Here is a 23,840-nt window from a genome sequence, read left to right on the forward strand (position 1 = left end):
GAACGCTGCAATCAAGAAATCGCAGGCGTCGCGATTGCGGTTTTGACCTTCGCGAGGATTGGCGGGTCGTCGGGGAATTTCATGCATCCGCCCAGTAATAGGGACAGCATCAGGACGGTAGGTAGGTTCAGTTTGTGCGACATGGTTACTTCCTTTTTCAAGCTGCGAACCGCGGGCGTCCAGCCGTTGGTGGGGCAGGCGCAAAGTGTTCAGGGGTATCGCGAGCCGATTGCTCCAGATTCGCGAGCGATAGGGGTTTGGGTTCAGTCAGCCATCTGTTCAGGCATGCGTAGTGCGGCGGCCTCAAGGTCCATCAATCCTCTGCCATAGGCTTCGCTGTTGGCGTAGATACCTGTGCGGTTGGCTGTCGCCAGCAGATGTTCGCGTATCTGCTGCGGGCTGAGTTGCGGGTGAAGGCTTTGTAGCGCCGCCAGTGCGCCACTGACCAACGCGGCGGCGGGAGATGTGCCAGCGGTCTGCACGTAGCGGCCGTCCTTGCCAACGGTGAGCAGGCCGGCCTGTGCACCGGCGTCGCCGCCGGGAACGGCGATGCACCAGGCGGCTGCGACGCCGCAATAGTTGGATTTGCCATTGATGGCGCTGCCGTCGTTCTTCAACGCCACCACTGCGATCCAGCCTTTTTCCAGTTCTGGCAATGCGACCGGCAGTCCTGGCTCGGCCAGGGGCTCGCGCTTGAGTTCGTTACCGGTGGGGAAGACCAACACGGCGCCGTCCGCGACCAGTTTTCGAGCGACGGCCAGGGAGTCGGGCATCACCTGGTTGTAGCGCGCCTCATTGATCTCGGTGGCGGGAATGGCGTTGGCCCACGAGTTGTTGAACAGCCGGGCACCCTTGTCAAAACCACTTTGCCAGGACCGGGCGATTTCGCTGTCGAAGAAAAACGGCTCGTTGTCGTCGCCAAAGCGAAAGGGGATCAACCGCGCATTGAACGCGATGCCGTGCATGCCCCGGTCGTCCTTGTTGGCGGCGAGAATACCGGCCATCTGCGTGCCATGACCGATGCGGTCAACGGTGCCGGGACGGTCTTCGACATGGTCGAATCCAGGATCACCCAGTCTGCCCTCGAACTCCTCGAGACTGGCGTTGAGCCCCGAGTCGATCAACGCCACGACAACATCCTGGCCAGTCCCGCCGCGAGCGTAGAGCGCTGATGCCTTGACGACGGCCAAGCCTTGTTGAGCGTGATACTCCGGGGTTTCGAACTGGGTAGGATCCACGCTGGATGGATCGGGGACGGTCAAGCAACCGGCGAGCAATGAGGCCGACGTGATCGTCAGCGCGCGTAGAGCGGAAAATGGGTGTGGCATGGTTCGTTCCTTGAAGAATTGAAATCGAGCGTCAGGCTTCCTGGCCTTGACGTACAGCATGAGTTTTCGGCGCACCTTACCGTGGTGGCGAAGTCGGGACGAGACATCAAATTGCCCGGATTTGTATCTGCTCGTGGCAAGGCAAAGGCGCTCGACGCTGTATCATCCAGTATCGTTTTTACCCCCGACCTTTTCTCGACGCGCTGCGTTGTCCCGCTAGTCTTTGGGTCTCGCAGCAGTCAAAGGAGCGACCGCGCATGCACAGCACCCTGGAACAGGTTTTCGGTTATCCACAGTTTCGTCCCGGCCAGGAGACGGCCATCGGCGCCGTGCTGGCCGGTCGGTCGGCGGCGGCCATCTTCCCCACCGGCTCGGGCAAGTCCCTGTGTTATCAATTGCCGGCCCTGCTCTTGCCGCACCTGACCCTGGTGGTTTCGCCACTGCTGGCGTTGATGCAGGACCAGTTGGTGTTCCTCAAGCGCCACGGCATCGCGGCGGCCAGTATCGATTCGGCCCAGAGCCGTGACGAAGCCAACGATGCCATGGCGCGGGCCCGTTCGGGCGAGTTGAAGATCCTGATGATTTCCGTGGAGCGCCTGAAGAACGAGCGCTTTCGCAATTTCCTGCAGCAGGTGCCGATTTCGTTGCTGGTGGTAGACGAGGCCCATTGTATTTCGGAATGGGGGCATAACTTCCGACCTGACTACCTCAAGCTTCCCGATTACCAGCACCAGTTCAATATTCCCCAGGTATTGCTGCTGACGGCCACCGCCACGCCCAAGGTCATCGCCGACATGCAGGCGAAATTCGCCATTGCCGCCGCCGATGTGGTGACGACCGGTTTCTACCGACCTAACCTCAATCTGCTGGTCGAGCCCGTACCGGGTGTCGCCAAGCGCGCACGGCTGGTGCAGTGGCTAGGCGCGCGCGTCGGGCAGCCGAGCATCGTCTATGTCACCTTGCAGCGAACCGCCGAGCAGATCGCCGAGCACCTGAGCCAGCACGGTATCGAGGCCGAGGCCTATCACGCCGGTTTGCCCCATGAGCAACGCGAAGCCATCCAGCGGCGATTCATGGGCGGGCAATCCAATTGCATCGTCGCCACCATCGCTTTCGGCATGGGCATCGACAAGAGCGATATTCGCAACGTCGTGCATTTCGACCTGCCCAAGTCCATCGAAAACTACAGCCAGGAAATCGGCCGGGCCGGGCGCGACGGGCAGCCATCGGATTGCCTGGTGCTGGCCAACCGCGACAGCCTCAACGTGCTGGAGAACTTTGTGTACGGCGATACGCCGGAGCTCGCAGGCATTCGTTGCGTACTCGACGAACTGAAGGCCGCGGCCCCCGATGGGCAATGGGAGTTCTTGCTGGGCCCGCTGGCGGACCAGAGCAATATCCGGCAACTGCCGCTCAAGACGTTGTTGGTCCAGTTGGAGCTGCGCCGGCTGATCGCGCCGCGCTATGCCTATTTCGCGGAGTATCGCTTCAAGTTCCTGACCGAGCCCCAGGAGCTGCTGGAGCGCTTCGAAGGTGAGCGCAGGGACTTCGTCGCGGCCATCATCCAGACCTCCAGTCGTGCCCGGAGCTGGGCCACGGTGGATTTCGACGGGATGTACCAGCAGTACCACGCTGAACGTAATCGTGTGGTCAAGGCGCTGGATTATTTCCAGGAAAAGGGCTGGATCGAGTTGGAAAGCAAGCAGATGACCGAGGTGTACAGCGTGCTGGAAGCGGACCTGGATGTGCAGGTCTTGAGTGCCGAGCTGCATGCCTATTTCACCCGGCACGAACACGGTGAAATCGCGCGGATCCACGCCATGCTCGAATTGTTCGCCACCGACCGCTGCCTGGGTCATCGCTTGGCGCAGTATTTCGGCGACGACAGTGCCCCCCACCCGTGTGGCCATTGTTCGGTGTGCCATGGGCAGATCGCTCGCCTGCCGGAGCCGCCTGCGCTGCCGGCGCTTGTGGATAAAAGCTTCGAGGCGCTGTGTGGCGATTTTATCCACAAGCATGAGCAGCACAGCGGCAGCGTGCCGTCTGCCGAGCGACTCACCCGCTTCCTGTGCGGGATCAGCGTGCCGCTGTTCACCCGATTGAAGGCGCGGAAGATCCCTGGGTATGCCGCGCTGGAAGCGTATCCATACGCGGAAGTTCGCCAGTGGACTCAAGCGCACCTGTGAGCTGCATCCATCCGCTGAATGCCCTTCATCACACGAATAAATTTCAAAAACACTCGGCGGCTGACTAAGGTGAGGGCTGTCTTCGGATCGCCAACAAGAGAGCCAACATGAGCCAGACACCTTTCGATATTCAGCGCGCCGCGGTAGTCGGTGCCGGCACCATGGGGCGGGGCATCGTGATGTGCCTGGCCAACGCCGGCGTGGCGGTGCAGTGGGTCGACAACAATCCGCAGATGCTCGAGCAGGCACTGGTTGCCGTGGCCGAGACCTATGCCCATGGTGTGCGCCAGGGCCGTATCGACCAGGGTGAGGCAGATGCGCGGATCGCCCGGGTGACACGGGCGGATGATTACGCGGCGATCCGTGAGGTGGACCTGGTGATCGAAGCGGTCTACGAAAACCTGGAGCTCAAACAGAGCATCTTTCGCGAGCTGGACGGCCTGCTCAAACCCGAGGCCGTCCTGGCGAGCAACACGTCGGCGCTGGACATCGATGCCATCGCCGCCGTCACCCGCAGGCCAGCCCAGGTCCTGGGCCTGCATTTCTTCAGTCCGGCACACATCATGAAGCTGCTGGAGATCGTTCGCGGCGCACAAACCTCCAAAGCGGTGCTGGATGCGGCCCTGGTGCTGGGCCAGCGCATGGGCAAGGTCAGCGTGATATCGGGCAACTGCCATGGCTTCATCGGCAACCGGATGCTGCATCCGTATGTGCTGGAAGCGCGCAAGATGTTGCTGGAGGGGGCGTTCCCCCATCAGGTGGATGCGGCGTTGCAAGGCTTCGGTTTCGCCATGGGACCGTTTCGCATGTACGACGTCGTTGGCATCGACCTGGAGTGGCGCGCCCGTGAGCTGGCGGGCAAGGGCCAGGATGAGCCCGAGGTGCAGGTGGACAATCGTCTGTGCGAGCTGGGACGGTTCGGCCAGAAAAGCGGCAATGGGTATTATCACTACGAGCCGGGCAGTCGACAGGCCGAGCATGATGTCGAGGTCGATGCGTTGGTGTTGCAAGTCAGTGAGGCGCTGGGGTTCCAGCGTCGCGAGATCGGCCCGGAGGAAATCCTCGAGCGTTGCCTGCTGGCGCTGGTCAACGAGGGGGCGAAGATCCTGCAGGAAGGCATTGCCGAGTCGGCCCACGCTATCGACCTGGTCTACCTCAACGGCTACGGCTTCCCTGCGGACAAGGGTGGGCCGATGGCCTGGGCTGACGGGCAAGGACTGGAAAGCATCCACGCACGCCTGCTGGAACTCGAAACGAAGCAGGGCGACCAGTGGAAGCCCGCGCGTGTGATTGGCGAGCTGGCGGCGCAGGGCAAGGGATTCGCGCAGGCCTGAGCCCCGTGCCACGTCAAGACCATTGAACAACCGTAAAGGACAGCTGATGCCCCAACGCAACGAATACCCACACTTGCAGCCCATCACCACGCGCTGGCACGACAACGATGTGTACGGTCACGTCAACAACGTCACCTACTACAGCTTTTTCGATACCGCTGTGAATACCTACCTGATCGAAGTCGGCGGCCTGGATATCCATGACGGAGACGTGGTGGGGTTCGTGGTGAGTTCGGCCTGCGACTACTTCGCCTCGATCGCCTTTCCAGACCGGATTGAAATCGGCCTGCGGGTTGGCAAGTTGGGCAGCAGTTCGGTGCAGTATGAGCTGGCGGTGTTCAAGGCGGGCGAGGAGGAGGCTTGTGCGGCGGGGCGTTTTGTTCACGTATTCGTGGATCGGGCGTCGAATCGGCCGGTAGCAATTGCGGATCGGTTACGTGGGGCGTTGGAGCGGTTGGTGGTCTGAAACAAAAAATCGCAGCCTCCTGTCAGCGCTGGGCGCTGTCGGAGGCTGCGATCTTCAACGGCTGGTATCGATCAGCCGTTAGTCGCGGTAGTGACGATGATGTTTTTTGCGGTGCCCGTAGGCATGGCCGCGACCTGGGTGGCCGTCACGGTAGTAGCGGCGATCACCACGGCGATCGTCATAACGACGGTCATCGTCATCGTCCTTGCCCATGTAGTTACCCAGGGCGCCACCCGCGCCACCGCCCGCCGCCGCACCGATCAGGCTGCCGGTGCTGCCACCGACGCTACGGCCGACCACGTTACCGCCGGCCGCGCCCAGCGCGCCGCCGATCGCCGCTTCGCCACGGCTGTGTTTATCTGCGCCGACCGCACTGCCGCCCGCACCGCCCAGCGCCGCGCCGATAGTGGAACCGGTGTTGCCGCCCAGGGACTGGCCGACGACCGAACCCAAAACCCCGCCCAATGCGCCGCCCACACCTGCTTCGGCAGTACCACCGGCGCTAGCGATGCCACTGGCCAGGCTAAGGGACAACAAGAGAATGGAGGAGAACTTCATAGAGGAGCCTCAAAGGGATGACGGCGCGATCCTGAGGCTCGCTTCGCTTGCTTACAATCGAAATCCGACGAGTAACACGACTTGTGCACAATTCTCTAAGTTATTGTTTTACGGTCGGAACTTAACGCGAATTGGCCGGTCTTTAGCTACTTCGGACAGGCCGTTTTCTAGGGAAAACGGCCTTTTTTGTGGGCGCTCGAAAAGTACGATCATGGGAGCGAGCTGTGTGGGAGCAAAGCTTGCTCGCGACACAGCGTCCCTATTCCTGTAAGACCGCATCGCTTTCATCGCGGGCAAGCCTTGCTCCCACACAATCCAATCGCCTCGCCAATGAACTGTGTCAGGCCGACTTGGCCAGGATCAGTCCATTCTCGCTCGCCGCTTCCAGGCGGATCGCGACGAATTTCGACGTCGGCGTGTGGCTGCCGTCGCCCGTGCTTTCCAGCGGCACCAGCGGGTTCACTTCAGGGTAGTAGGCCGCAGCCTGCCCGGCCGGAATGTCGAACGCCAGCAGGGTAAAACCCTTGACCCGACGTTCGCGACCGTCATCCCAGAGCGAGACGATGTCGGCTTTCTGCCCTGGCTTGAAGCCCAGGCGAATGATGTCCGCTTCGTTGGCGAACAGCACGTCACGCTGGCCCTTGACGCCGCGATAGCGGTCATCGAGGCCATAGATGGTGGTGTTGTACTGATCGTGGGAGCGCATGGACTGCATGATCAGGTCGGGCAACTGGCCGGTGGCGCGGGTACGTTCATGCACCAGGTCGCTCGGCAACCGGTTGGGCTTGAAGTTGGCGCGGCCCGACGGGGTGTTCCAGCGACGCGCACCAGCGCTGTTGCCCAGATAGAATCCACCAGGGTTTTTCAGCTTTTCGTTGAAGTCCTTGAAGCCGGGTATGGTATCGGCGATCAGGTCGCGGATGCGACTGTAGTCGGCCACCAGCCAATTCCAGTCCACCGGACGGCTACCCAGCGTGGCGGCGGCAATGCCGGCGATGATCCACGGTTCGGAGCGCATCTGGTTCGACAGCGGCTGCAACTGGCCGAATGAGGCATGCACCATGCTGAAGGAGTCTTCCACGGTCACCGCTTGCGCGCCTTCGGTCTGCAAATCGATGTCGGTGCGGCCCAGGCACGGCAGGATCAACGCGTCCTTGCCGTGAGCCAGGTGGCTGCGGTTGAGCTTGGTGCTGATCTGCACCGTCAGCTCGCAATTGGCCAGGGCCTGGAAGGTCCGATGGCTGTCCGGCGTGGCTTGGGCGAAGTTGCCGCCCAGGGCGATGAACACCTTCGCCTGGCCGTCGGCCATGGCGTGGATCGCCTCGACCACGTTGTGGCCGTTTTCCCGCGGTACCTTGAACTGGAAGCGCCGCTCCAGGGCGTCGAGGAATGCCACCGGCGGACGCTCGTTGATGCCCATGGTCCGGTCGCCCTGCACGTTGCTGTGGCCGCGGACCGGGCACAAGCCTGCGCCTGGCCGGCCAATGTTGCCGCGCAACATCATCACGTTGGCGATTTCCTGGATGGTCGCCACCGAGTGACGGTGCTGGGTGATGCCCATCGCCCAGCACATGACCACGTTCTTGCTGGTGGCGTACATGCGCGCCGCCTGCTCGATTTCGACCAGGGTCAAGCCCGACTGCTCGACGATCTGTTCCCACGGCGTATCGTCGACCGCCGCCAGGTAATCCAGTACGTTGGTGCTGTGTTCATTGATGAATGCATGGTCGAAGACCGACGCCGTGCCACTGTTCTGCGCCTCACGCTCCCATTGCAGCAGGAACTTGGCCATGCCGCGCAAGATCGCCATGTCGCCACCCAGGGCCGGGCGGAAATACGCGGTGTTGGTCGGCTTGTTGCCGTTGGTGAGCATTTCGATCGGGCTCTGCGGGTGCTGGAAGCGCTCCAGGCCCCGCTCCTTGAGCGGGTTGATGCACACCACCTGGGCACCACGTTTCACCGCCTCGCGCAGTGGTTCGAGCATCCGTGGGTGATTGGTGCCAGGGTTCTGGCCCCAGACGAAAATCGCGTCGGCGTGCTCGAAGTCATCGAACGTCACCGTGCCCTTGCCCACGCCCACGCTCTGGGCCAGCGCTACGCCGCTGGCTTCGTGGCACATGTTCGAGCAGTCGGGGAAGTTGTTGGTGCCGTAGGCGCGCACGAACAGTTGATACAGGTAGGCCGCTTCGTTGCTGGCCCGGCCCGACGTATAGAACTCGGCCTGGTTGGGGCTGGATAGCCCTTGCAGGTGCTTGCCGATCAGGGCGAACGCCGCTTCCCAACTGATGGGCTTGTAGCGGTCGGTTTCGGCGTCGTAGCGCATTGGCTCGGTCAGACGACCCTGGTATTCGAGCCAGTAGTCGCTCTGCTCCAGCAGCGAGGTCACGCTGTGCTTGGCGAAAAATGCACCGTCGACGCGGCGCTTGGTGGCTTCCCAGTTCACGGCCTTGGCGCCGTTCTCGCAGAACTTGACCATACCGCTTTCGGGAGAGTCGCCCCAGGCGCAGCCAGGGCAGTCAAAACCGCCATTCTGGTTGGTCTTGAGCATCATGCGGATGTTTTTCAGCGCGTTGTCGCTGGTCAACCAGGCCTGAGCGACACTGATCAGCGCACCCCAACCACCGGCCGGGCCCTTGTAGGGCTTGTAGCGCGGTACGGGTTTCTGGTCGGCTTGTTGATGATTGCTCACGCTTGTTTCTCCATCGCAGGGCTGTAGACCCGCGGCGCACTTTTTTGCGGCAGGTGGATGAGGTTGAGATTGTGTTGGCGGGCCCACTGCACGGCGAGGCCCGTGGGCGACGACAGGCTGACCAGGGTCTGGATGCCGGCGCGCAGTACTTTCTGGATCAGTTCGAGGCTGCAACGGCTGGTGACGATCGCCATGCCACCGGCCACCGGAATCTGTTGCCGGATCAATGCGCCGATCAGCTTGTCGAGGGCGTTGTGCCGGCCAATGTCTTCGCGGCCCAGCAGCAATTCACCCTGGGCGTTCATGAACAACGCCGCATGGACCGCGCCGCAATGTTGGCCCAGAGGCTGGAACTGGCTGATACGGTCACGCAGGCCATCGAGCCATTGCGCCGCGGGCAGGGGGGCGCCGGGCAGCACCTTGAGGTTTGGCAAGGCCTGTTCCACCGCTTCCACGCCGCACAATCCGCAGCCACTGGTGCCCGCCAGCTGCCGGCGTTGCTGCTTGAGGTTCCAGAAGGCGCGGTTGGCGATGGTCACCTGGGCATAGTGCGCGGCACCCGTGCCGCTCAGTTGCAGGTCATAGATGTCCGATGAATCTTCGATGATGCCGCTGCCGAGGCTGAAACCGACGATGAAGTCTTCCAGGTCGGTGGGGGTGACCAGCATGACTGCCTGGCTGATGCCGTTATAGGCAATCGCCAGCGCCACTTCCTCGGCCAGCGCGGTGCTGTCCGATTGAGAGTGGTCCAGATTGCAGTAGCGATAGCTCTGGCTGGCGACCGGCGTGGATGTTTCCATCGCTGGCGCTGGACTGACCGGAGGCTTGTCGTTCATGGGCATCACTGAAAGTAGGAATAGTGTTAAGACTAAATGCGGCAATCTGCCACGTCTAATCGCTATTACTGATCTTCCAATAGATGACGTCGATCAAGAAGTCGTCGCTGATTTCTGGTAGAGGGCAAAACAGGCCTCTGCCAACGCCGAGCGGGGGCACCGCGCCGCATGATCAGGCCCAGCGGGACTAGCGTCTGGGCGTTTTCAATGGGTTGGATGCGCAAGTCCTCGGTCAGGACGTCCAGGCCGCTGTCCAGGGGCATCACCGCGCAACACAGCCCGCCGTGCACAGCTTGTAACAATTGGTGCACCGCGTCGGTTTGCAACAGCGGTTGTGGGGTCAGGCCCCGGCTGTGAAAGTTGTGGTCGATGGACTGACGAAAATGCATGCCGCTGGTGAGCATCCCCAGGGGCAGTTCGATCAGGGCTTCCCAACTCAGCGGTTGTTCACCGAAAAAGAAATAACGCTGGTCGTAAAGCAGGCCCATGCGGGTGGGGCTGAAGGGCAGGGCCTCGAAACGTTCGTTGTCCAGGCGCTCCAGGTAGGAAACGCCCAGGTCGATGCGGTTGTTCGCCAACTGTTCGAGGATGCGTTCGGAGCTCAGGGACGACAATTCGAAACGCAGGCTGGGGTGCTCGGTGTGCAAGCGCTGCATCATCGCCAGCGGGTCGAAGTCCGACAACGGCACCACGCCCAGGCGCAGCGTACCCACCAGGTTGCCCCGACAAGCCGCCGCTTCGGCCTGCAGCCCGTCATAGGCCGCCAGCACCGTGCGCGCCCAGGCCAGCACCCGTTCTCCCGGCGCGGTGAAACCTTCAAAGCGCTGGCCGCGGTTGACCAGCGGCAGGTCGAGTTCTTCTTCAAGGCTGCGCAGGCGCATCGACAGGGTCGGCTGGGTGATATGGCAGCGTGCGGCGGCCTGGCCGAAGTGACGGGTTTCGTCCAGCGCGATGAGAAATTTCAGCTGCTTGATGTCCATCTTCGCTCCAGGGCGCGGGAAGATCCGGATTCTAGCGCTTGCGCGTGGCGGGGTCATTGGTCGGCTGGGAACCGGGTTCGTCTCGCCTGGTCTAGTCTTTGCGTCTGGACATTTAAATCAAGGAGCGTGTGCCATGAGTATTTTTAGCTTTGTGAAGGAAGCCGGTGAAAAGCTGATCGACCTGCTGACCCCCGGCAATGCCAATGCCAGCGAGCAACTGAAAGAGCACATTGAAAAGGTCGGCCTGGGCAATCCGAACGTGCAGGCGACCGTCGAGGGCGACAAAGTCATCGTGACCGGTGAAGTCGCGAGCCAGGAAGAGAAGGAAAAGATCCTGTTGGCGGTGGGCAACATCGCCGGCGTCGGCAGTGTCGACGACCAGATCACCGTGACGGGCCCGGTGGCCAAGGCGGCGCGTTTCGTGACGGTGAAGAAAGGCGACACCCTCAGCGCCATTTCCAAGGCCGAATACGGCGACGCGAACAAGTACAACAAGATCTTCGAGGCCAACAAGCCGATGCTGTCGCACCCGGACAAGATCTACCCGGGGCAGGTGCTGCGTATTCCCGAGTAACTTGCAGGCCTGTGTTGTCTTCATCGCGAGCAAGCTCGCTCCCACAGGGTTTCCTGGTTCGCCGCGAAACCAATGTGGGAGCGAGCTTGCTCGCGATGAATACGGCGCGGTTCAAAGCCCGGCAATCAAGTCCCGATAATCCCCCAACGCCTCGAACTCCCCCGTATTCTTCGGTCCCTTGCGACTGTCCGGCTCGCTGACCGCCAACAGGTGCGCCACGCCGAAATCCCGGGCGCTGCGCAGCACCGGCAGGGTGTCGTCGATGAACAGGCTGCGGGCCGGGTCGAAATTCAGGTCGGCTTGCAGTGCGTCCCAGAATTGCGGGTTTTCCTTGGGGAAGCCGTAGTCGTGGGAACTGATCAAGCGTTCGAAGTAGGGGGCCAGTTCGATGCGTTCCAGCTTCAAGGACAACGAATCGCGGTGGGCATTGGTGATCATTACCACGCGTTTGCCGGCCCGCTGGATGGCCGCCAGGAACGTATCGGCGTCCGGGCGCAAGGCGATCAGGTGGGCGGTTTCCAGCTTCAGCTCGCGCACCGGCAACTTCAGTTCAGTGCTCCAGAAATCCAGGCAATACCACTGCAACTGGCCGGCGTTGCGCTCGAACAGGGGTTGCAGTTCCATCTCGGCCATCGCCCGGCTCACGCCATGCAGTTCGGCGTAGCGCTGGGGCAGGTGTTCGAGCCAGAAATGGTTGTCGTAATGCAGGTCCAGCAGGGTGCCGTCCATGTCCAGTAGAACCGTATCGATCTCATGCCAGGGCAGCAAGGCCATAAAACTTCTCCAGCGGTAATCGGATATCCGACACAAACAATCAGAATAGGCCGGGTATAGTAGCCCGCTATCGCCCAGGGAGCCGTTTATGCGCCAGAAACCCACCATACTCGATCGCCGGATCGTCGCTACCAGCCGCCTGTTCTGTGTGGAAGAACTGAAATTGCGGTTTTCCAACGGTGTGGAGCGTACCTATGAACGTCTGGCGAGTAACGGTGCGGGCTACGGCGCGGTGATGATCGTGGCGATGCTCGACGCCGACCATGCGGTGCTGGTGGAAGAGTATTGCGGTGGCACCGATGCCTACGAACTGTCCCTGCCCAAGGGCTTGATCGAGCCAGGGGAAGACGTGCTGGCGGCGGCCGAGCGGGAGCTCAAGGAAGAAGCCGGCTTCGGTGCACGACAGTTGGAACACCTGACCGAGTTGTCGCTGTCCCCTGGCTACATGAGCCAGAAGATCCAGGTGGTGCTGGCCACCGATCTGTATGAAGAACGCCTGGAGGGCGACGAACCCGAGCCGATGGGGGTGGACAAGGTCAACCTGCGTGAGCTCTCGGCCTTGGCGCAGAACCCGCAATTTACCGAGGGCCGGGCCTTGGCGGCGCTGTACCTGGCCCGTGACCTGCTGGCCCAGCGTGGAGCGTTCCTGTCATGACTTTCCCTCATCCGTTGATGGCTCCCGTAGTCGAGCTGGCGCTCCAGGCCGGTGAAGCGATCCTGCCGTTCTGGCGCGCCAACGTGCAGGTCAACCACAAGGCCGACGAGTCGCCGGTGACTGCCGCGGACATGGCGGCTCATGATGTGATCGTGGCCGGATTGACGGCGCTGGCCCCGGATATTCCGATCCTCTCCGAAGAGGACGCCGATATTGCCCAAGGCGTGCGTGCCGGCTGGCAACGCTGGTGGCTGGTGGACCCGTTGGATGGCACCAAGGAGTTCATCTCCGGCAGCGAGGAGTTCACCGTCAATATCGCCTTGGTGGAACAGGGCCGTGTGGTGTTCGGTGTGGTGTCGATGCCGACCAATGGACGCTTTTACGTCGGCGGCGCCGGGTTGGGTGCCTGGCGTGGCGACAAGGGCGGTGTGCCTTTGCCTATCGCGGTTCGTGATGTATTGGCGCCGGGCGAAGCGTTCACCGTGGTCGCCAGTCGCCGGCACACCAGCCCGGAGCAGGAACGCCTGCTGGAGGGCTTGAGCGGGAGCCTGGGCGAGCTGCAACTGACCAGCATTGGCAGTTCGTTGAAGTTCTGCCTGGTGGCCGAAGGCGCTGCGGATTGTTATCCCCGGCTGGCGCCGACCTCCCAGTGGGACACCGCCGCCGCCCAGGGTGTGCTGGAAGGCGCGGGTGGCGAGGTGTTGGATTTGAGCGGCGAACCGTTCTGTTATCCACCGCGGGAGTCGCTGTTGAATACGTCATTCCTGGCGTTGCCGGCCAAAGCGGCGTGGCGTGGGAAGCTGTTGGAGCTGGCTCGCGCTTAAGTCTGGCTCGATCCCTTGTGGCGAGGGGATTGTGGGAGCAAAGCTTGCCCGCGATACAGGCGCCTCGATTTCTGAAAGACCGCAGCGCCTCCATCGCGGGCAAGCCTTGCTCCCACACAGCGATACCTCGCCACAGGGGCCGGCGGTGTTTCAGCGGTGCAACACGTATTGCCCCTCGAATTGCACCGCGATTTCATCGCTTCCCACGTTCATCACCTGTGTCTGCAACGCCAGCCGCGCCCGGCCATAGCGCCGATACGTGGCCAGGAAGCGTTTCCACAGCTTTTCCTCGGGCGCATCGCAGACGACAGTCGCATCGCGGGTCACTGGCAGCGGATAGCTGATCTGCCCTTCCTGAATCACGATATGCCCGTCTTCGATGCCTTCCTCGCGCAGGGCCAGGTGCAGCCAGCCCCAGCCACCCAGTACGGCACCGCAATACAGGCTGCCACCGAACATGGTGCTCTTGTGGTTGACGTTGGCCGCCAGCGGCAAGGACAGGCGCAGTTGTCGAGCCTGCCAATCGAGCACCTTGAGGCCCATGTCCCGGGTCAAGGGGATGTCGTGGTGCAGGATCGATTCCAGGTAACGGCTGTCGCGGTTCATTGCGGGGCCTCTTGCTTGACGGGGAAATGACGATATTTCAATCGGAATCATCGGCCGAACCCTGGCTGCTGTCGCCGAAGGTCAGGCCATGCTTGCGCAACTTGTCGTGCAGGGTCTTGCGGGGGATGCCCAGGGCTTCGGCCAGGCTGCGCACCGAGCTGTGGGGACGCGCCAGTTCGGCGGCGATCAGGGTTTTCTCGAAGTTTTCCACCTGCTCGCTCAAGCCGCCACTGACCAGTTCCACCGGTGCGCCGGGGTTGCCGTCTGGCACGCTGTTATCCAGGGCCAGTTCCAGTCCCAGGGCAAAGCGCTCGGCGGCGTTCTGCAGTTCCCGGACATTGCCCGGCCAGCTGTGGCGCAGCAGCAACGCCCGTTGCGCCGGCTGCAATTCGTGGGGTGGCAGGCCATGGCGAGCACTGGCTTCGTTGGCGAAGTGCTGGAATAGCATGAGCGCATCCTCGCCCCGTTCGCGCAACGGTGGTATGCGCAGCGGCGCGACGTTCAGGCGGTAATACAGGTCGGCGCGGAAACGTCCCTGGTCGGCGGCCTGGCGCAGGTCTTCCTTGGTCGCGGCGATGACGCGGATATCCAGCGGGATCTGTTGATTGCCCCCCAGTCGTTCCACCATACGCTCTTGCAGCAGGCGCAGCAGCTTGACCTGGACATCCAGGCTCATGCTTTCGATTTCATCCAGAAACAGCGTGCCACCGTTGGCGAATTCGAACTTGCCGATACGGCGTTTCTGCGCGCCGGTAAACGCACCGGGCTCGTGGCCGAACAGCTCGCTTTCCACCACCGACTCGGCCAGGGCCCCGGCGTTGATCGCCACGAAGGGGCCATTGCGTCGGCTCGAGAGGTCGTGCAAGGCACGGGCGACCACTTCCTTGCCGGCACCGGTTTCACCGAGGATCAGCACGTCGGCGCGGGTGGCGGCCAGAGCCCCGATCTGCTCGCGCAGGCGCAGCATCGGAGTCGATTGGCCGACCAGGCGGGCGCTGAGTTCGTGGCGGTCGCTCAGGGCCAGGCGCAGGCTGCGGTTGTCCAGCACCAGGCGACGCAAGGCCAGGGCGCGGCGTACGCTGTCGAGCAGATGATCGCTGGCAAAAGGTTTTTCCAGGAAGTCGTAGGCCCCGGCGCGCATCGCCTGCACCGCCAGCGGCACGTCGCCGTGGCCGGTGATCAGCAGCACCGGCAGTTCCGGGTCCTGGGCGTGGAGTTCGCCCAGCAGTTCGAGGCCATCCATGCCCGGCATGCGAATATCACTGACCACCACCCCCGGCCAGTCACGGGGCAGTTGCCCGGCCACGCCCTTGGCTTCGGCCAGGGGCAGGATTTTCAGGCCGGCCAGGTCGAGGGTCTGGCTCAAGGCCTGACGCAGATGGGGATCGTCATCGATCAGCACCACCTCAATCCGGTTATCGATGGTCATACACTTCGGTCCTCGGACGGTTGCAGGCTCACCCCGGGTGCGCCGGCGCGCAGCTTCAGGGTGATCAGGGCGCCGCCTTCCTTGTGGTTGGCGAACGACAGTTCGCCGCCGAAGGCGCGCATCAGGGTGTCGCAGATCGCCAGCCCCAGGCCAAGGCCCTGGGTGCGCGTCTTGGTGGTGTAGAAGGGCTCGCCGGCGCGGCCCAGGGCTTCCATGCAAAACCCCGGGCCGTTATCGCGGATGTACAGGTTGACGCCGGTGTCAGTGGCCTGGGCGCTGAGCCAGAGTTTGCGCGGCGGGCCTTTCTCGGTGAGCGCATCGAGGGCGTTGGCCAGCAGGTTGCCGAGTACCTGGCGCAGGCGGGTTTCGCCGGCCTCGACCCACAGCGTGGCGGCCGGCAAGTCGCGGATCAGTTCCACTTCCATGCTGCGCCGGCGTTTGGCGAGCAGCGCCAGGGCGTCGTCCAGCGCCGGTTGCAGGGCGACGCTTTCCGGGGCATGACGGTCGCGGCGGGCAAAGGCGCGCAAGTGGGCAATGATCGAGGCCATGCGCCCGGTCAGTTCGCTGATCAGCTTGAGGTTGCCGCGGGCATCCTCGGTGCGTTGGTGGTCGAGCAATATCTCGGCGTTTTCCGCGTAGCTGCGAATCGCCGCCAGCGGCTGGTTGAGTTCGTGGCTGATGCTCGCCGACATGGTGCCCAGGGCCGACAGCTTGCCGGCTTGCACCAGGTCATCCTGGGCACGGACCAACTCCTGCTGGGCTTGCTCGCGCTCCAGCACTTCCTGCTTCAAACGTCGGTTCAGCCCTTCCAGGTCGCTGGTCCGTTCGGCCACCCGCCCTTCCAACTGGTGGCGGGCCTTGGCTTCGAAGGCGATCCGATCCAGATAATGGCGCCGGCGTTGCATCATCAAGCCGAGCAACAGCATCAAGACCAGCAATGCCGCGCCGCCGATGGCGACCACGGTGCGCACAGGACGGTCGATCAACGTGCGCGGGGCGAGAATGCTCACGCTCCAGCCGGTTTCTTCGATGGCTTGGGTCTGGGTCAGCCAGGCGTTGGCATCCAGGTTCAGCGGCTTGGGGTCGCGGGTCGGATAAGGCTGTACCGCGCTGATGGCCTTGCGCTCGTCGTCACCCAACGGCCGGGTCGCGCGAAACCGCCATTCCTGGCGCGACGTGAGGATGACCACGCCATTGTGGTCGGTTACCAGCAACTGTTCCGGGGTCTTGCCCCACAGGCTTTCGGTATGGTCCAGGTCAACCTTGACCACCAGCACGCCGATGACTTTCTCGCGGTCGCGCACGGCAGCGGCGAAGAAGTAACCACGCTTGGCCGAGGTGGTGCCCAGGCCGAAGAAGCGCCCCAGGCGCCCGGCCATGGCTTCGATGAAGTACGGACGGAAGGCGAAGTTGCGTCCGACGAAACTGTCGTGTTTGTCCCAGTTCGACGCCGCCAGGGTCTTGCCGGTGGGGTCCATCAGGTACATGACTTCCGCGCCGGTCTGGGCGCTGATGTTTTTCAGCAGCCGGTTGGCGTTGCCTTGGGTCACGCCGTCGTCCGGGGCCGACAAGGCGGCGCGCAGGGCCGGCAGGTCGCCGAGAATCTGTGGCAGCACCTCATAGCGGTGCAACGTGCCCAACAGGTTGGCGACGTAAAGGTCCAGGGTCTGGCGGTTCTGCCCAGCCAGTTCACTGCGGTAATAACGTTCGGCCAGATGCTCCAACGGCCACAGCAACGGCGCCAGGCACAGCGCGAGCAAGGCCAGGCTGCGCCAACGGGGTCTGCGGGGAAGGGTGGAATTCATGAGCATCGGGCGCCTGTGGTGACAGGCGTATTATGCCTAGTTGCCCCGCAAATACTATTTGTAAGGCCTTACCAGGCTTGTCCGGCAAGACACTGCTGCAACGCGTCTCGCCAGTCGGGTTGGCTCACCGACCACTCCTTGAGCAGGCGGCTGCAGTCCAGGCGCGAGTTCAGCGGTCGAGGGGCCGGCGTCGGGTAAGCGCTGGACGCAATGGGCTCCAGCAGTGCACATGGCTTGTGTCGCTCCAGCAGGTTTTCGCCGATGGCCTGGGCGAAACCGAACCAGGACGTCTCGCCCCGGGCCGTCAGGTGATAGGTGCCCCAGGCTCCGGGTTGACCGGCCTGCCAGCGTTCGATCAGTTGGGCGGTGCTGTCGGCAATGGTGCCCGCCCAGGTCGGTGCGCCAATCTGATCGGCCACCACCCGCAGCTGCGGTTTTTCCTGCAACAGGCGTTGCATGGTCAGCAGGAAATTGCGTCCCTCGGTGGAGTACACCCAACTGGTGCGCAGGATCAGGTGCTGGCCGCCTGCCTGGCCGATGGCATGTTCGCCAGCCAGTTTGCTGCGCCCGTAGACACTCAGCGGGTTGGGCGTGTCGTCCTCGGTGTAGGGGGCGGGCTTGAGGCCATCGAAGACGTAGTCGGTGGAGTAGTGAATCAACGGGATGCCCAGGGCGAGCGCTGCTTGGGCCAGGATGCCCGGTGCCGTGGCATTGATGGCAAACGCCCGTTCCGGTTCGCTCTCGGCCTGGTCGACGGCCGTGTGAGCGGCGGCATTGATGATCAGGTCGGGCCTCAGGGCCTCGATGGGCGCGTGCAGGGTGTCCGGTTGCGCCAGATCGAGCTGGTCGCTGCCGCGTACCAGCAACTCGCCCATGCCGCTCAGGCGCGACTGGAGTGCCTGGGAAACCTGGCCATTGCGGCCGATGATCAGGATGCGCAGGTTGGAATTCATGGGAACAGGTCTGCCTCGTGCAAGGCCTTGCCGTTCTGGTCCTTGGCCGAGAGGATCGGCGCGCCTTCCAGCGCCCAATCGATGGCCAGTTGCGGATCGTCCCAGCGAATGCAGCGCTCAGCCGAGGGGGAGTAGTAATCGGTGGTCTTGTAGAGAAAGTCTGCCGATTCGCTCAGTACGACAAAGCCGTGGGCAAACCCTGGTGGCACCCACAGCTGCCGATGGTTCTGCGCCGACAGGCGAACGCTTGCCCATTGGCCGAAGGTCGGCGAGCTGCGACGAATGTCCACCGCGATATCCAGCACCTCCCCGGCAGTGACGCGTACGAGTTTCCCCTGGGCCTGTTCGATCTGATAGTGCAGGCCCCGCAACACACCCCGGGTGGAGCGTGAGTGGTTGTCCTGGACGAACGGCAGGGTGCAGCCGGTCGCCTCGGCAAACGCCCGGGCATTGAAGCTTTCGTAGAAAAAACCCCGATCGTCACCAAAGACTTTCGGTTCGATGATCAGGACATCCGGCAGACGGGTGGCGATGACGTTCAACGTGTTTCTCCGGCGATCTTGAACAGGTACTGGCCGTAGCCGGTCTTGCCGAAATACTGGGCGCGCTCAAGGATGTGCTCGCGGCTGACCCAACCTTGCTGGTAGGCAATTTCTTCCAGGCACGCCACTTTCAGGCCTTGGCGATGTTCGATGGTCTGCACGTACTGCGAGGCTTCCAGCAGGCTGTCGTGGGTGCCGGTGTCCAGCCAGGCGAAACCGCGGCCGAAGCGCTCGACGTGCAGGTCGCCGCGCTGCAGGTAGGCGTTGTTGACGTCGGTGATTTCCAGTTCGCCGCGTTTGGATGGCTTGATGGCCTTGGCGATCTCGATCACGTCGTTGTCGTAGAAGTACAGGCCGGTCACCGCGTAGCTGGATTTAGGCGCAGTGGGTTTTTCTTCGATGGACATCGCCCGCCCTTCCGAGTCGAAGTCGATCACGCCAAATCGCTCGGGGTCCTTGACCCAGTAGCCGAACACCGTCGCGCCACTTGGCCGGTTGATAGCCGTCTGCAATTGCTCGCCGAAATACTGACCGTGGAAAATGTTGTCGCCCAGGATCAGGCACACCGAGTCGCTGCCAATGAACTGTTCGCCGATCAGGAACGCCTGGGCCAAGCCATCGGGCGATGGCTGCTCGGCATAGCTGAAGTGCACGCCAAACTGCTGGCCGTCGCCCAACAGGTTGCGGTATTGCGGCAGATCCTGAGGGGTGGAAATGATCAGGATGTCTTTGATGCCCGCGAGCATCAGCACCGAGATCGGGTAATAAATCATCGGTTTGTCATAAATCGGCAAGAGCTGCTTGGACACCCCGAGGGTAATCGGGTGCAGGCGGGTGCCGGAACCGCCGGCCAGGACAATGCCTTTCATCATGCAATTGCATCCTTGTTGTCGAGCGAGCCCAGGCGCTCGCCTTGATAACTGCCGTCCTGGACACGTTGGCACCACAGCAGGTTCTCGAGGTACCACTGCACGGTCTTGCGCAGCCCGGTCTCGAAGGTTTCCCGAGGTGTCCAGCCCAGTTCCCGTTCGATCTTGCTGGCGTCGATGGCGTAGCGCAGGTCGTGGCCGGGGCGATCCTGGACGAAGCTGATCAGGTCGGCATAGTGCTCGACGCCTTCGGGTTTGCGTGGCGCCAATTCTTCGAGCAGCGCGCAGATGCTGCGCACCACGTCGATGTTTTTCTGCTCGTTGTGCCCGCCAATGTTGTACGTCTCGCCGACCGCGCCCTGGGTGACGACCTTGAGCAGTGCCCGGGCATGGTCTTCGACGAACAGCCAGTCGCGCACTTGCTGGCCGTTGCCGTAGACCGGCAGCGGTTTACCGGCCAACGCATTGAGAATCACCAGGGGAATCAACTTCTCGGGGAAGTGAAACGGCCCGTAGTTGTTCGAGCAGTTGGTCAACAGCACGGGCAAGCCGTAGGTGCGTTGCCAGGCGCGGACCAGGTGGTCGGACGCCGCCTTGCTCGCCGAATACGGTGAACTTGGGGCATAGGCGGTGGTTTCGGTGAACAGGTCATCCACGCCGTGCAAGTCGCCATACACTTCGTCGGTGGAGATGTGGTGGAAGCGAAACGCGCGTTTCTGCGGCTCGGCCAGGGCCTGCCAATAAGCGCGGGTGGCTTCCAGCAGGCTGTAGGTGCCGACGATGTTGGTCTGGATGAAGTCTGCCGGGCCATCGATGGAGCGGTCTACATGGGACTCGGCCGCCAGGTGCATGATGGCCTCAGGCTTGAATCGCGCGAGCAGCGCACTGACGGTCGCTTGATCGACAATGTCGGCCTGGACGAATTCGTAGCGGCTGTCGTGATCGATGCTGCTCAGCGATTCGAGATTGCCGGCGTACGTCAGCTTGTCGAGGTTCAGGACTTGGTGCTCGGTATCGAGAATCAAGTGCCGTATGAGCGCCGAGCCGATGAAGCCAGCACCGCCAGTGATGAGAATGCGCATCCGGTTAAGCCTTTTTCCGTGGGACGACAAAGCATAGGGAGCATAGCTTGTCGGCATGGCGGGAGCGGCGCAAGCGAATATCCCCTGGACACACTCTCCCCCTACAGCGTCTCAGGAGGGCTGTGCATATTTTTGAACAGAGGGGTTGCTTATCCTCCGGCTCAGTGGCGAGATAGGCATCCAAACAAAACCACTTCAGGGGTCCTTGTATGCCACTCGCTACGTTGGTTCACCGTGCCAGTTTGCCAAGTCCACAGATCAGCGCCGAGCAAGCGCTGGTGCTGTTGCGCTTGAATTACGGACTCAGTGGCGACCTGCGACCCCTTGGCAGCAACCAGGACCTCAACTACCGCGTTGACAGCGAGCGCGGGCGCTTTGTGTTGAAAATTTGCCACGGCGACTACGCTGTCCCGGAAATACAGGCCCAACACGCAGCCCTCAAACAGTTGGCCGGACACGACGCGGTGAAAGTCCCGCGGGTGATTTGTGCCAGCAACGGGCAGGACCTGCTGACATTGGACGTCGACGGCCAAGCGATTCACATGCGCCTGCTGGAGTACATCGACGGCCAGTCCCTTACGCAACTCAAGCACCTGACACCCGAGCTTGTAACGGGTCTGGGCCGCCTGTGCGCGGAAATGGACCTGGCCCTGGCGACATTCGACCACCCGGGCCTGGAGCGCACCCTGCAATGGGACGCGCGCTATGCCCCGGCCTTGGTCGAGTACCTGTTGCCGGTCATCGAAGATGAACAACGGCGCCATCTGGTCGCCGAGGTCGCGCAACAGGCCGAGCGGCGCTTGCAACCGCTCAAGGCCAGCTTGCCGGTGCAGGCGATCCACATGGACATCACCGATGACAACGTGGTCTGGCAGCGCGATGCCCAGCGCCAGTGGCAATTGCAGGGCGTCATCGATTTCGGCGACCTGGTCCGTACCTGGCGCATCACTGACTTGTCGGTGACGTGCGCGGCCCTGCTGCATCACGCCGACGGCGATCCGTTCTTCATCTTGCCGGCGATCAAGGCCTACCACGCGGTCAACCCCTTGCAGCACCAGGAGCTGTTGGCGCTATGGCCACTGATCGTGGCGCGCGCCGCGGTGCTGGTGCTCAGCGGTGAACAGCAGGTTTCCATCGACCCGGACAACCAGTACAGCCGCGACAACCTGGCCCATGAGTGGGAGATTTTCCGAGTGGCTCACTCGGTGCCTTTCGAACTGATGGAAGCGGCGATTCTCACCGCCGTCGGCCACAGCCTGCCGGCCATTGCCAGCGAGGGCTTTGCGCCGCTGTTGCCGACCCTGGTGGGGCGTGAGTTCGCCCTGATCGACCTGGGTGTGCTGAGCCCGCATTTCGAGGCCGGCAATTGGGAGCAGCCGGGGATCGACCAGCGCCTGCTGGACGAAGCCGCCGGGCTTCACGGCCTGGCCGCCAGCCGCTACGGGCAGTACCGTTTGTCGCGCACCCGGCCGGACAGCGCCGTGGAACCCGACACTTATCCGTTGCACGTGGCGTTGAGTGTGCCCCAGGGCACGCCGCTCGAATCGCCGTTCGCCGGGGTTGTGCACAAGGCCGCCGACGGCATGTTGCAACTGGACAGCGCGCAGCTGAGCGTGCGCGTGTGGGGCGTGACGTCGCCGTTGCATTCCGGGGCGGCGCTGGTCAAGGGGCAGGTGCTGGGTGAAGTCACGGGGCCGTTGCAGGTCCAGTTGTGCCGGGGCGCCCAGGTGAATCCGCCGCTGTTCTGCACGCCCTCCAGGGCCCAGGCCTGGCAGGCGCTTTGCCCTTCGCCGGCGGTGCTGCTGGGGCTGGCCTGCGATGCCGAGCCGGAGGTCGATCCCGAGGCACTGCTGGCCCGCCGCGATGCGAGCTTCGCCCGTTCGCAGAAACATTATTACGTCGATCCGCCGCGCATCGAGCGTGGCTGGCGCAACCACCTGATCGATATGCAGGGCCGCTCGTATCTGGACATGCTCAACAACGTCGCCGTGCTGGGCCACGGCCATCCCCGCATGGCGGCGGTGGCTGCCCAGCAATGGTCGCTGCTCAATACCAACTCGCGTTTCCACTACGCGGCGATCGCCGAATTCTCCGAGCGTCTGCTGGCGCTGTCGCCGTCGAACATGGACCGGGTGTTCCTGGTCAACAGCGGCACCGAGGCCAATGACCTGGCGATCCGCCTGGCCTGGGCCTACAGCGGCGGACGGGACATGCTCAGTGTGCTGGAGGCCTATCACGGCTGGTCGGTGGCCGCCGATGCGGTGTCGACGTCCATCGCCGATAACCCCCAGGCCCTGAGCAGCCGCCCGGACTGGGTGCACCCGGTGACCGCTCCGAACACCTACCGTGGCGAGTTCCGCGGTCCCGACAGTGCGCCGGACTACGTGCGCAGCGTCGAGCACAACCTGGCGAAAATTGCCGAGAGCAAGCGTCAGCTCGCCGGCTTCATCTGCGAACCGGTGTACGGCAACGCCGGTGGGATCGCACTGCCGCCCGGTTACCTGAAGCAGGTCTACGCGATGGTGCGCGAGCGTGGTGGGGTCTGTATCGCCGACGAGGTGCAGGTCGGTTACGGGCGCATGGGCGAGTTTTTCTGGGGCTTCGAAGAGCAAGGCGTGGTGCCGGACATCATCACCATGGCCAAGGGCATGGGCAACGGCCAGCCGCTGGGTGCGGTCATCACCCGCCGGGAAATCGCCGAGGCGCTGGAAGCCGAGGGGTACTTCTTCTCCTCGGCCGGTGGCAGCCCGGTCAGTTGCCAGATCGGCATGGCGGTGCTGGATGTCATGGAAGAAGACAACCTCTGGGAAAACGCACGGGTGGTTGGCGGGCACTTCAAGGCTCGACTGGAGGCTTTGATCGACCAGTATCCATTGGTCGGTGCGGTGCATGGTTCCGGGTTCTACCTGGGCGTGGAACTGATCCGTGATCGCGAGACCCTGGAGCCGGCCACTGAAGAGACCATGGCGCTGTGCAATCGCCTGCGAGAGTTGGGGATCTTCATGCAACCGACTGGCGATTATCTGAACATCCTCAAGATCAAGCCGCCGATGGTGACCACGCGTCAGAGTGTGGATTTCTTTGTCGATATGCTGGCGAAGGTATTGGACGAGGGGCTGTAATCGATCTGGAACGCCACGCTGTTCTCCTGTGGGAGCGAGCTTGCTCGCGATGACAGTGTCCAAGCCAGTGTTAATGTGGCTGAACGACCGCTATCGCGAGCAAGCTCGCTCCCACAGGGTTTGGCGAACCTTTTTAAATCGATTTTTGTCGGTGTTTTCCGCTTTTTTTTGATGGCGTTTAGTTTTTGTGGCTTTATTAGTCGATATTTATCGTTTATAAAGTTGCCA

20 protein-coding genes and 1 pseudogene are annotated in these 23,840 nt (G+C 62.6%); 7 read left to right on the plus strand and 14 right to left on the minus strand.

Translation table 11 applies throughout. The features are described 5' to 3' along the window. Window positions 1-11: 11 nt before the first annotated feature. Window positions 12-143 (minus strand): hypothetical protein, encoded by a 132-nt coding sequence (locus tag ACZ5M5_RS01510; RefSeq protein WP_464738480.1) that lies wholly within the window; start codon window positions 141-143, stop codon window positions 12-14. Between the two features lie 120 nt (window positions 144-263). Further along, window positions 264-1,328, minus strand: a complete 1,065-nt coding sequence (locus ACZ5M5_RS01515) for a S8 family peptidase (protein WP_464738481.1) — start codon at window positions 1,326-1,328, stop codon at window positions 264-266. A gap of 257 nt (window positions 1,329-1,585) precedes the next feature. Here ACZ5M5_RS01515 and ACZ5M5_RS01520 point away from each other — a divergent pair, with 257 nt between their 5' ends. The 3 genes from ACZ5M5_RS01520 (at window position 1,586) to ACZ5M5_RS01530 (ending at window position 5,314) form a co-directional block, all read left to right on the plus strand. Further along, a complete protein-coding gene (locus ACZ5M5_RS01520; protein WP_464738482.1) occupies window positions 1,586-3,514 on the plus strand; it encodes a RecQ family ATP-dependent DNA helicase in 1,929 nt (642 codons plus the stop codon). Between the two features lie 107 nt (window positions 3,515-3,621). Next, the gene (locus ACZ5M5_RS01525) at window positions 3,622-4,848 is read left to right on the plus strand and encodes a 3-hydroxyacyl-CoA dehydrogenase (RefSeq protein ID WP_464738483.1); all 1,227 of its coding nucleotides are present in this window, start codon (window positions 3,622-3,624) and stop codon (window positions 4,846-4,848) included. Window positions 4,849-4,894: 46 nt separating this feature from the next. Beyond that, complete coding sequence (locus ACZ5M5_RS01530; protein ID WP_092475515.1) at window positions 4,895-5,314, plus strand: acyl-CoA thioesterase; 420 nt, start codon at window positions 4,895-4,897, stop codon at window positions 5,312-5,314. A 78-nt stretch (window positions 5,315-5,392) separates the two neighbouring features. On the opposite strand, the gene ACZ5M5_RS01535 is transcribed toward ACZ5M5_RS01530, so the two are convergent. From ACZ5M5_RS01535 to ACZ5M5_RS01550, 4 genes and pseudogenes are all read right to left on the minus strand, one after another. Then, complete coding sequence (locus tag ACZ5M5_RS01535) at window positions 5,393-5,872, minus strand: glycine zipper domain-containing protein (RefSeq protein WP_060739662.1); 480 nt, start codon at window positions 5,870-5,872, stop codon at window positions 5,393-5,395. Window positions 5,873-6,212: 340 nt separating this feature from the next. Further along, window positions 6,213-8,561, minus strand: a complete 2,349-nt coding sequence (locus ACZ5M5_RS01540; RefSeq protein ID WP_464738484.1) for an FdhF/YdeP family oxidoreductase — start codon at window positions 8,559-8,561, stop codon at window positions 6,213-6,215. Next, the gene (gene fdhD, locus ACZ5M5_RS01545) at window positions 8,558-9,397 is read right to left on the minus strand and encodes a formate dehydrogenase accessory sulfurtransferase FdhD (protein WP_464738485.1); all 840 of its coding nucleotides are present in this window, start codon (window positions 9,395-9,397) and stop codon (window positions 8,558-8,560) included. The genes ACZ5M5_RS01540 and fdhD overlap by 4 nt, the downstream gene beginning before the upstream one ends. Window positions 9,398-9,490: 93 nt before the next feature. Continuing rightward, window positions 9,491-10,377 (minus strand): annotated as a pseudogene (locus tag ACZ5M5_RS01550) (LysR family transcriptional regulator). A gap of 133 nt (window positions 10,378-10,510) precedes the next feature. On the opposite strand from ACZ5M5_RS01550, the gene lysM reads away from it, so the two are divergent. After that, complete coding sequence (gene lysM / locus ACZ5M5_RS01555; RefSeq protein ID WP_092330074.1) at window positions 10,511-10,951, plus strand: peptidoglycan-binding protein LysM; 441 nt, start codon at window positions 10,511-10,513, stop codon at window positions 10,949-10,951. Between the two features lie 111 nt (window positions 10,952-11,062). Here the strand turns inward: lysM and yrfG are convergent, their stop codons facing one another. Continuing rightward, a complete protein-coding gene (gene yrfG / locus ACZ5M5_RS01560) occupies window positions 11,063-11,725 on the minus strand; it encodes a GMP/IMP nucleotidase (RefSeq protein WP_060739657.1) in 663 nt (220 codons plus the stop codon). Between the two features lie 88 nt (window positions 11,726-11,813). Between yrfG and nudE the strand changes: the two genes are divergently transcribed. Further along, a complete protein-coding gene (nudE, locus tag ACZ5M5_RS01565; protein ID WP_060739656.1) occupies window positions 11,814-12,380 on the plus strand; it encodes an ADP compounds hydrolase NudE in 567 nt (188 codons plus the stop codon). Beyond that, window positions 12,377-13,204 carry a 3'(2'),5'-bisphosphate nucleotidase CysQ gene (gene cysQ, locus ACZ5M5_RS01570; protein ID WP_464738486.1) on the plus strand — a complete coding sequence of 276 codons (828 nt, stop codon included), beginning with the start codon at window positions 12,377-12,379 and terminating at the stop codon, window positions 13,202-13,204. Before nudE ends, cysQ begins: the two co-directional genes overlap by 4 nt. Before the next feature lie 150 nt (window positions 13,205-13,354). On the opposite strand, the gene ACZ5M5_RS01575 is transcribed toward cysQ, so the two are convergent. The 7 genes from ACZ5M5_RS01575 to rfbB all read right to left on the minus strand — a co-directional run bounded on the left by ACZ5M5_RS01575 (window position 13,355) and on the right by rfbB (window position 20,490). Beyond that, on the minus strand, window positions 13,355-13,810 hold the full coding sequence (locus ACZ5M5_RS01575; RefSeq protein ID WP_060739654.1) for a YiiD C-terminal domain-containing protein: 456 nt from the start codon (window positions 13,808-13,810) through the stop codon (window positions 13,355-13,357). 37 nt (window positions 13,811-13,847) lie between these two features. Next, the gene (locus ACZ5M5_RS01580) at window positions 13,848-15,239 is read right to left on the minus strand and encodes a sigma-54-dependent transcriptional regulator (RefSeq protein WP_464738487.1); all 1,392 of its coding nucleotides are present in this window, start codon (window positions 15,237-15,239) and stop codon (window positions 13,848-13,850) included. Next, window positions 15,236-17,044 carry a sensor histidine kinase gene (locus tag ACZ5M5_RS01585; protein WP_103308434.1) on the minus strand — a complete coding sequence of 603 codons (1,809 nt, stop codon included), beginning with the start codon at window positions 17,042-17,044 and terminating at the stop codon, window positions 15,236-15,238. The genes ACZ5M5_RS01580 and ACZ5M5_RS01585 overlap by 4 nt, the downstream gene beginning before the upstream one ends. Window positions 17,045-17,112: 68 nt before the next feature. After that, window positions 17,113-17,997: a dTDP-4-dehydrorhamnose reductase gene (gene rfbD, locus ACZ5M5_RS01590; protein ID WP_060739651.1), complete on the minus strand. Its 885-nt coding sequence runs from the start codon at window positions 17,995-17,997 to the stop codon at window positions 17,113-17,115. Beyond that, entirely contained in the window at window positions 17,994-18,539 is a 546-nt protein-coding gene (gene rfbC, locus ACZ5M5_RS01595) for a dTDP-4-dehydrorhamnose 3,5-epimerase (protein ID WP_464738488.1), read from the minus strand. Before rfbC ends, rfbD begins: the two co-directional genes overlap by 4 nt. Next, the gene (gene rfbA / locus ACZ5M5_RS01600; protein ID WP_060739649.1) at window positions 18,536-19,411 is read right to left on the minus strand and encodes a glucose-1-phosphate thymidylyltransferase RfbA; all 876 of its coding nucleotides are present in this window, start codon (window positions 19,409-19,411) and stop codon (window positions 18,536-18,538) included. The genes rfbC and rfbA overlap by 4 nt, the downstream gene beginning before the upstream one ends. Then, window positions 19,408-20,490, minus strand: a complete 1,083-nt coding sequence (gene rfbB, locus ACZ5M5_RS01605) for a dTDP-glucose 4,6-dehydratase (RefSeq protein WP_060739648.1) — start codon at window positions 20,488-20,490, stop codon at window positions 19,408-19,410. The genes rfbA and rfbB overlap by 4 nt, the downstream gene beginning before the upstream one ends. Before the next feature lie 209 nt (window positions 20,491-20,699). Here rfbB and ACZ5M5_RS01610 point away from each other — a divergent pair, with 209 nt between their 5' ends. After that, the gene (locus ACZ5M5_RS01610) at window positions 20,700-23,612 is read left to right on the plus strand and encodes an aminotransferase (protein ID WP_464738489.1); all 2,913 of its coding nucleotides are present in this window, start codon (window positions 20,700-20,702) and stop codon (window positions 23,610-23,612) included. The last annotated feature ends 228 nt before the right edge of the window (window positions 23,613-23,840 follow it).

This window comes from Pseudomonas sp. Van50 (assembly GCF_055390755.1).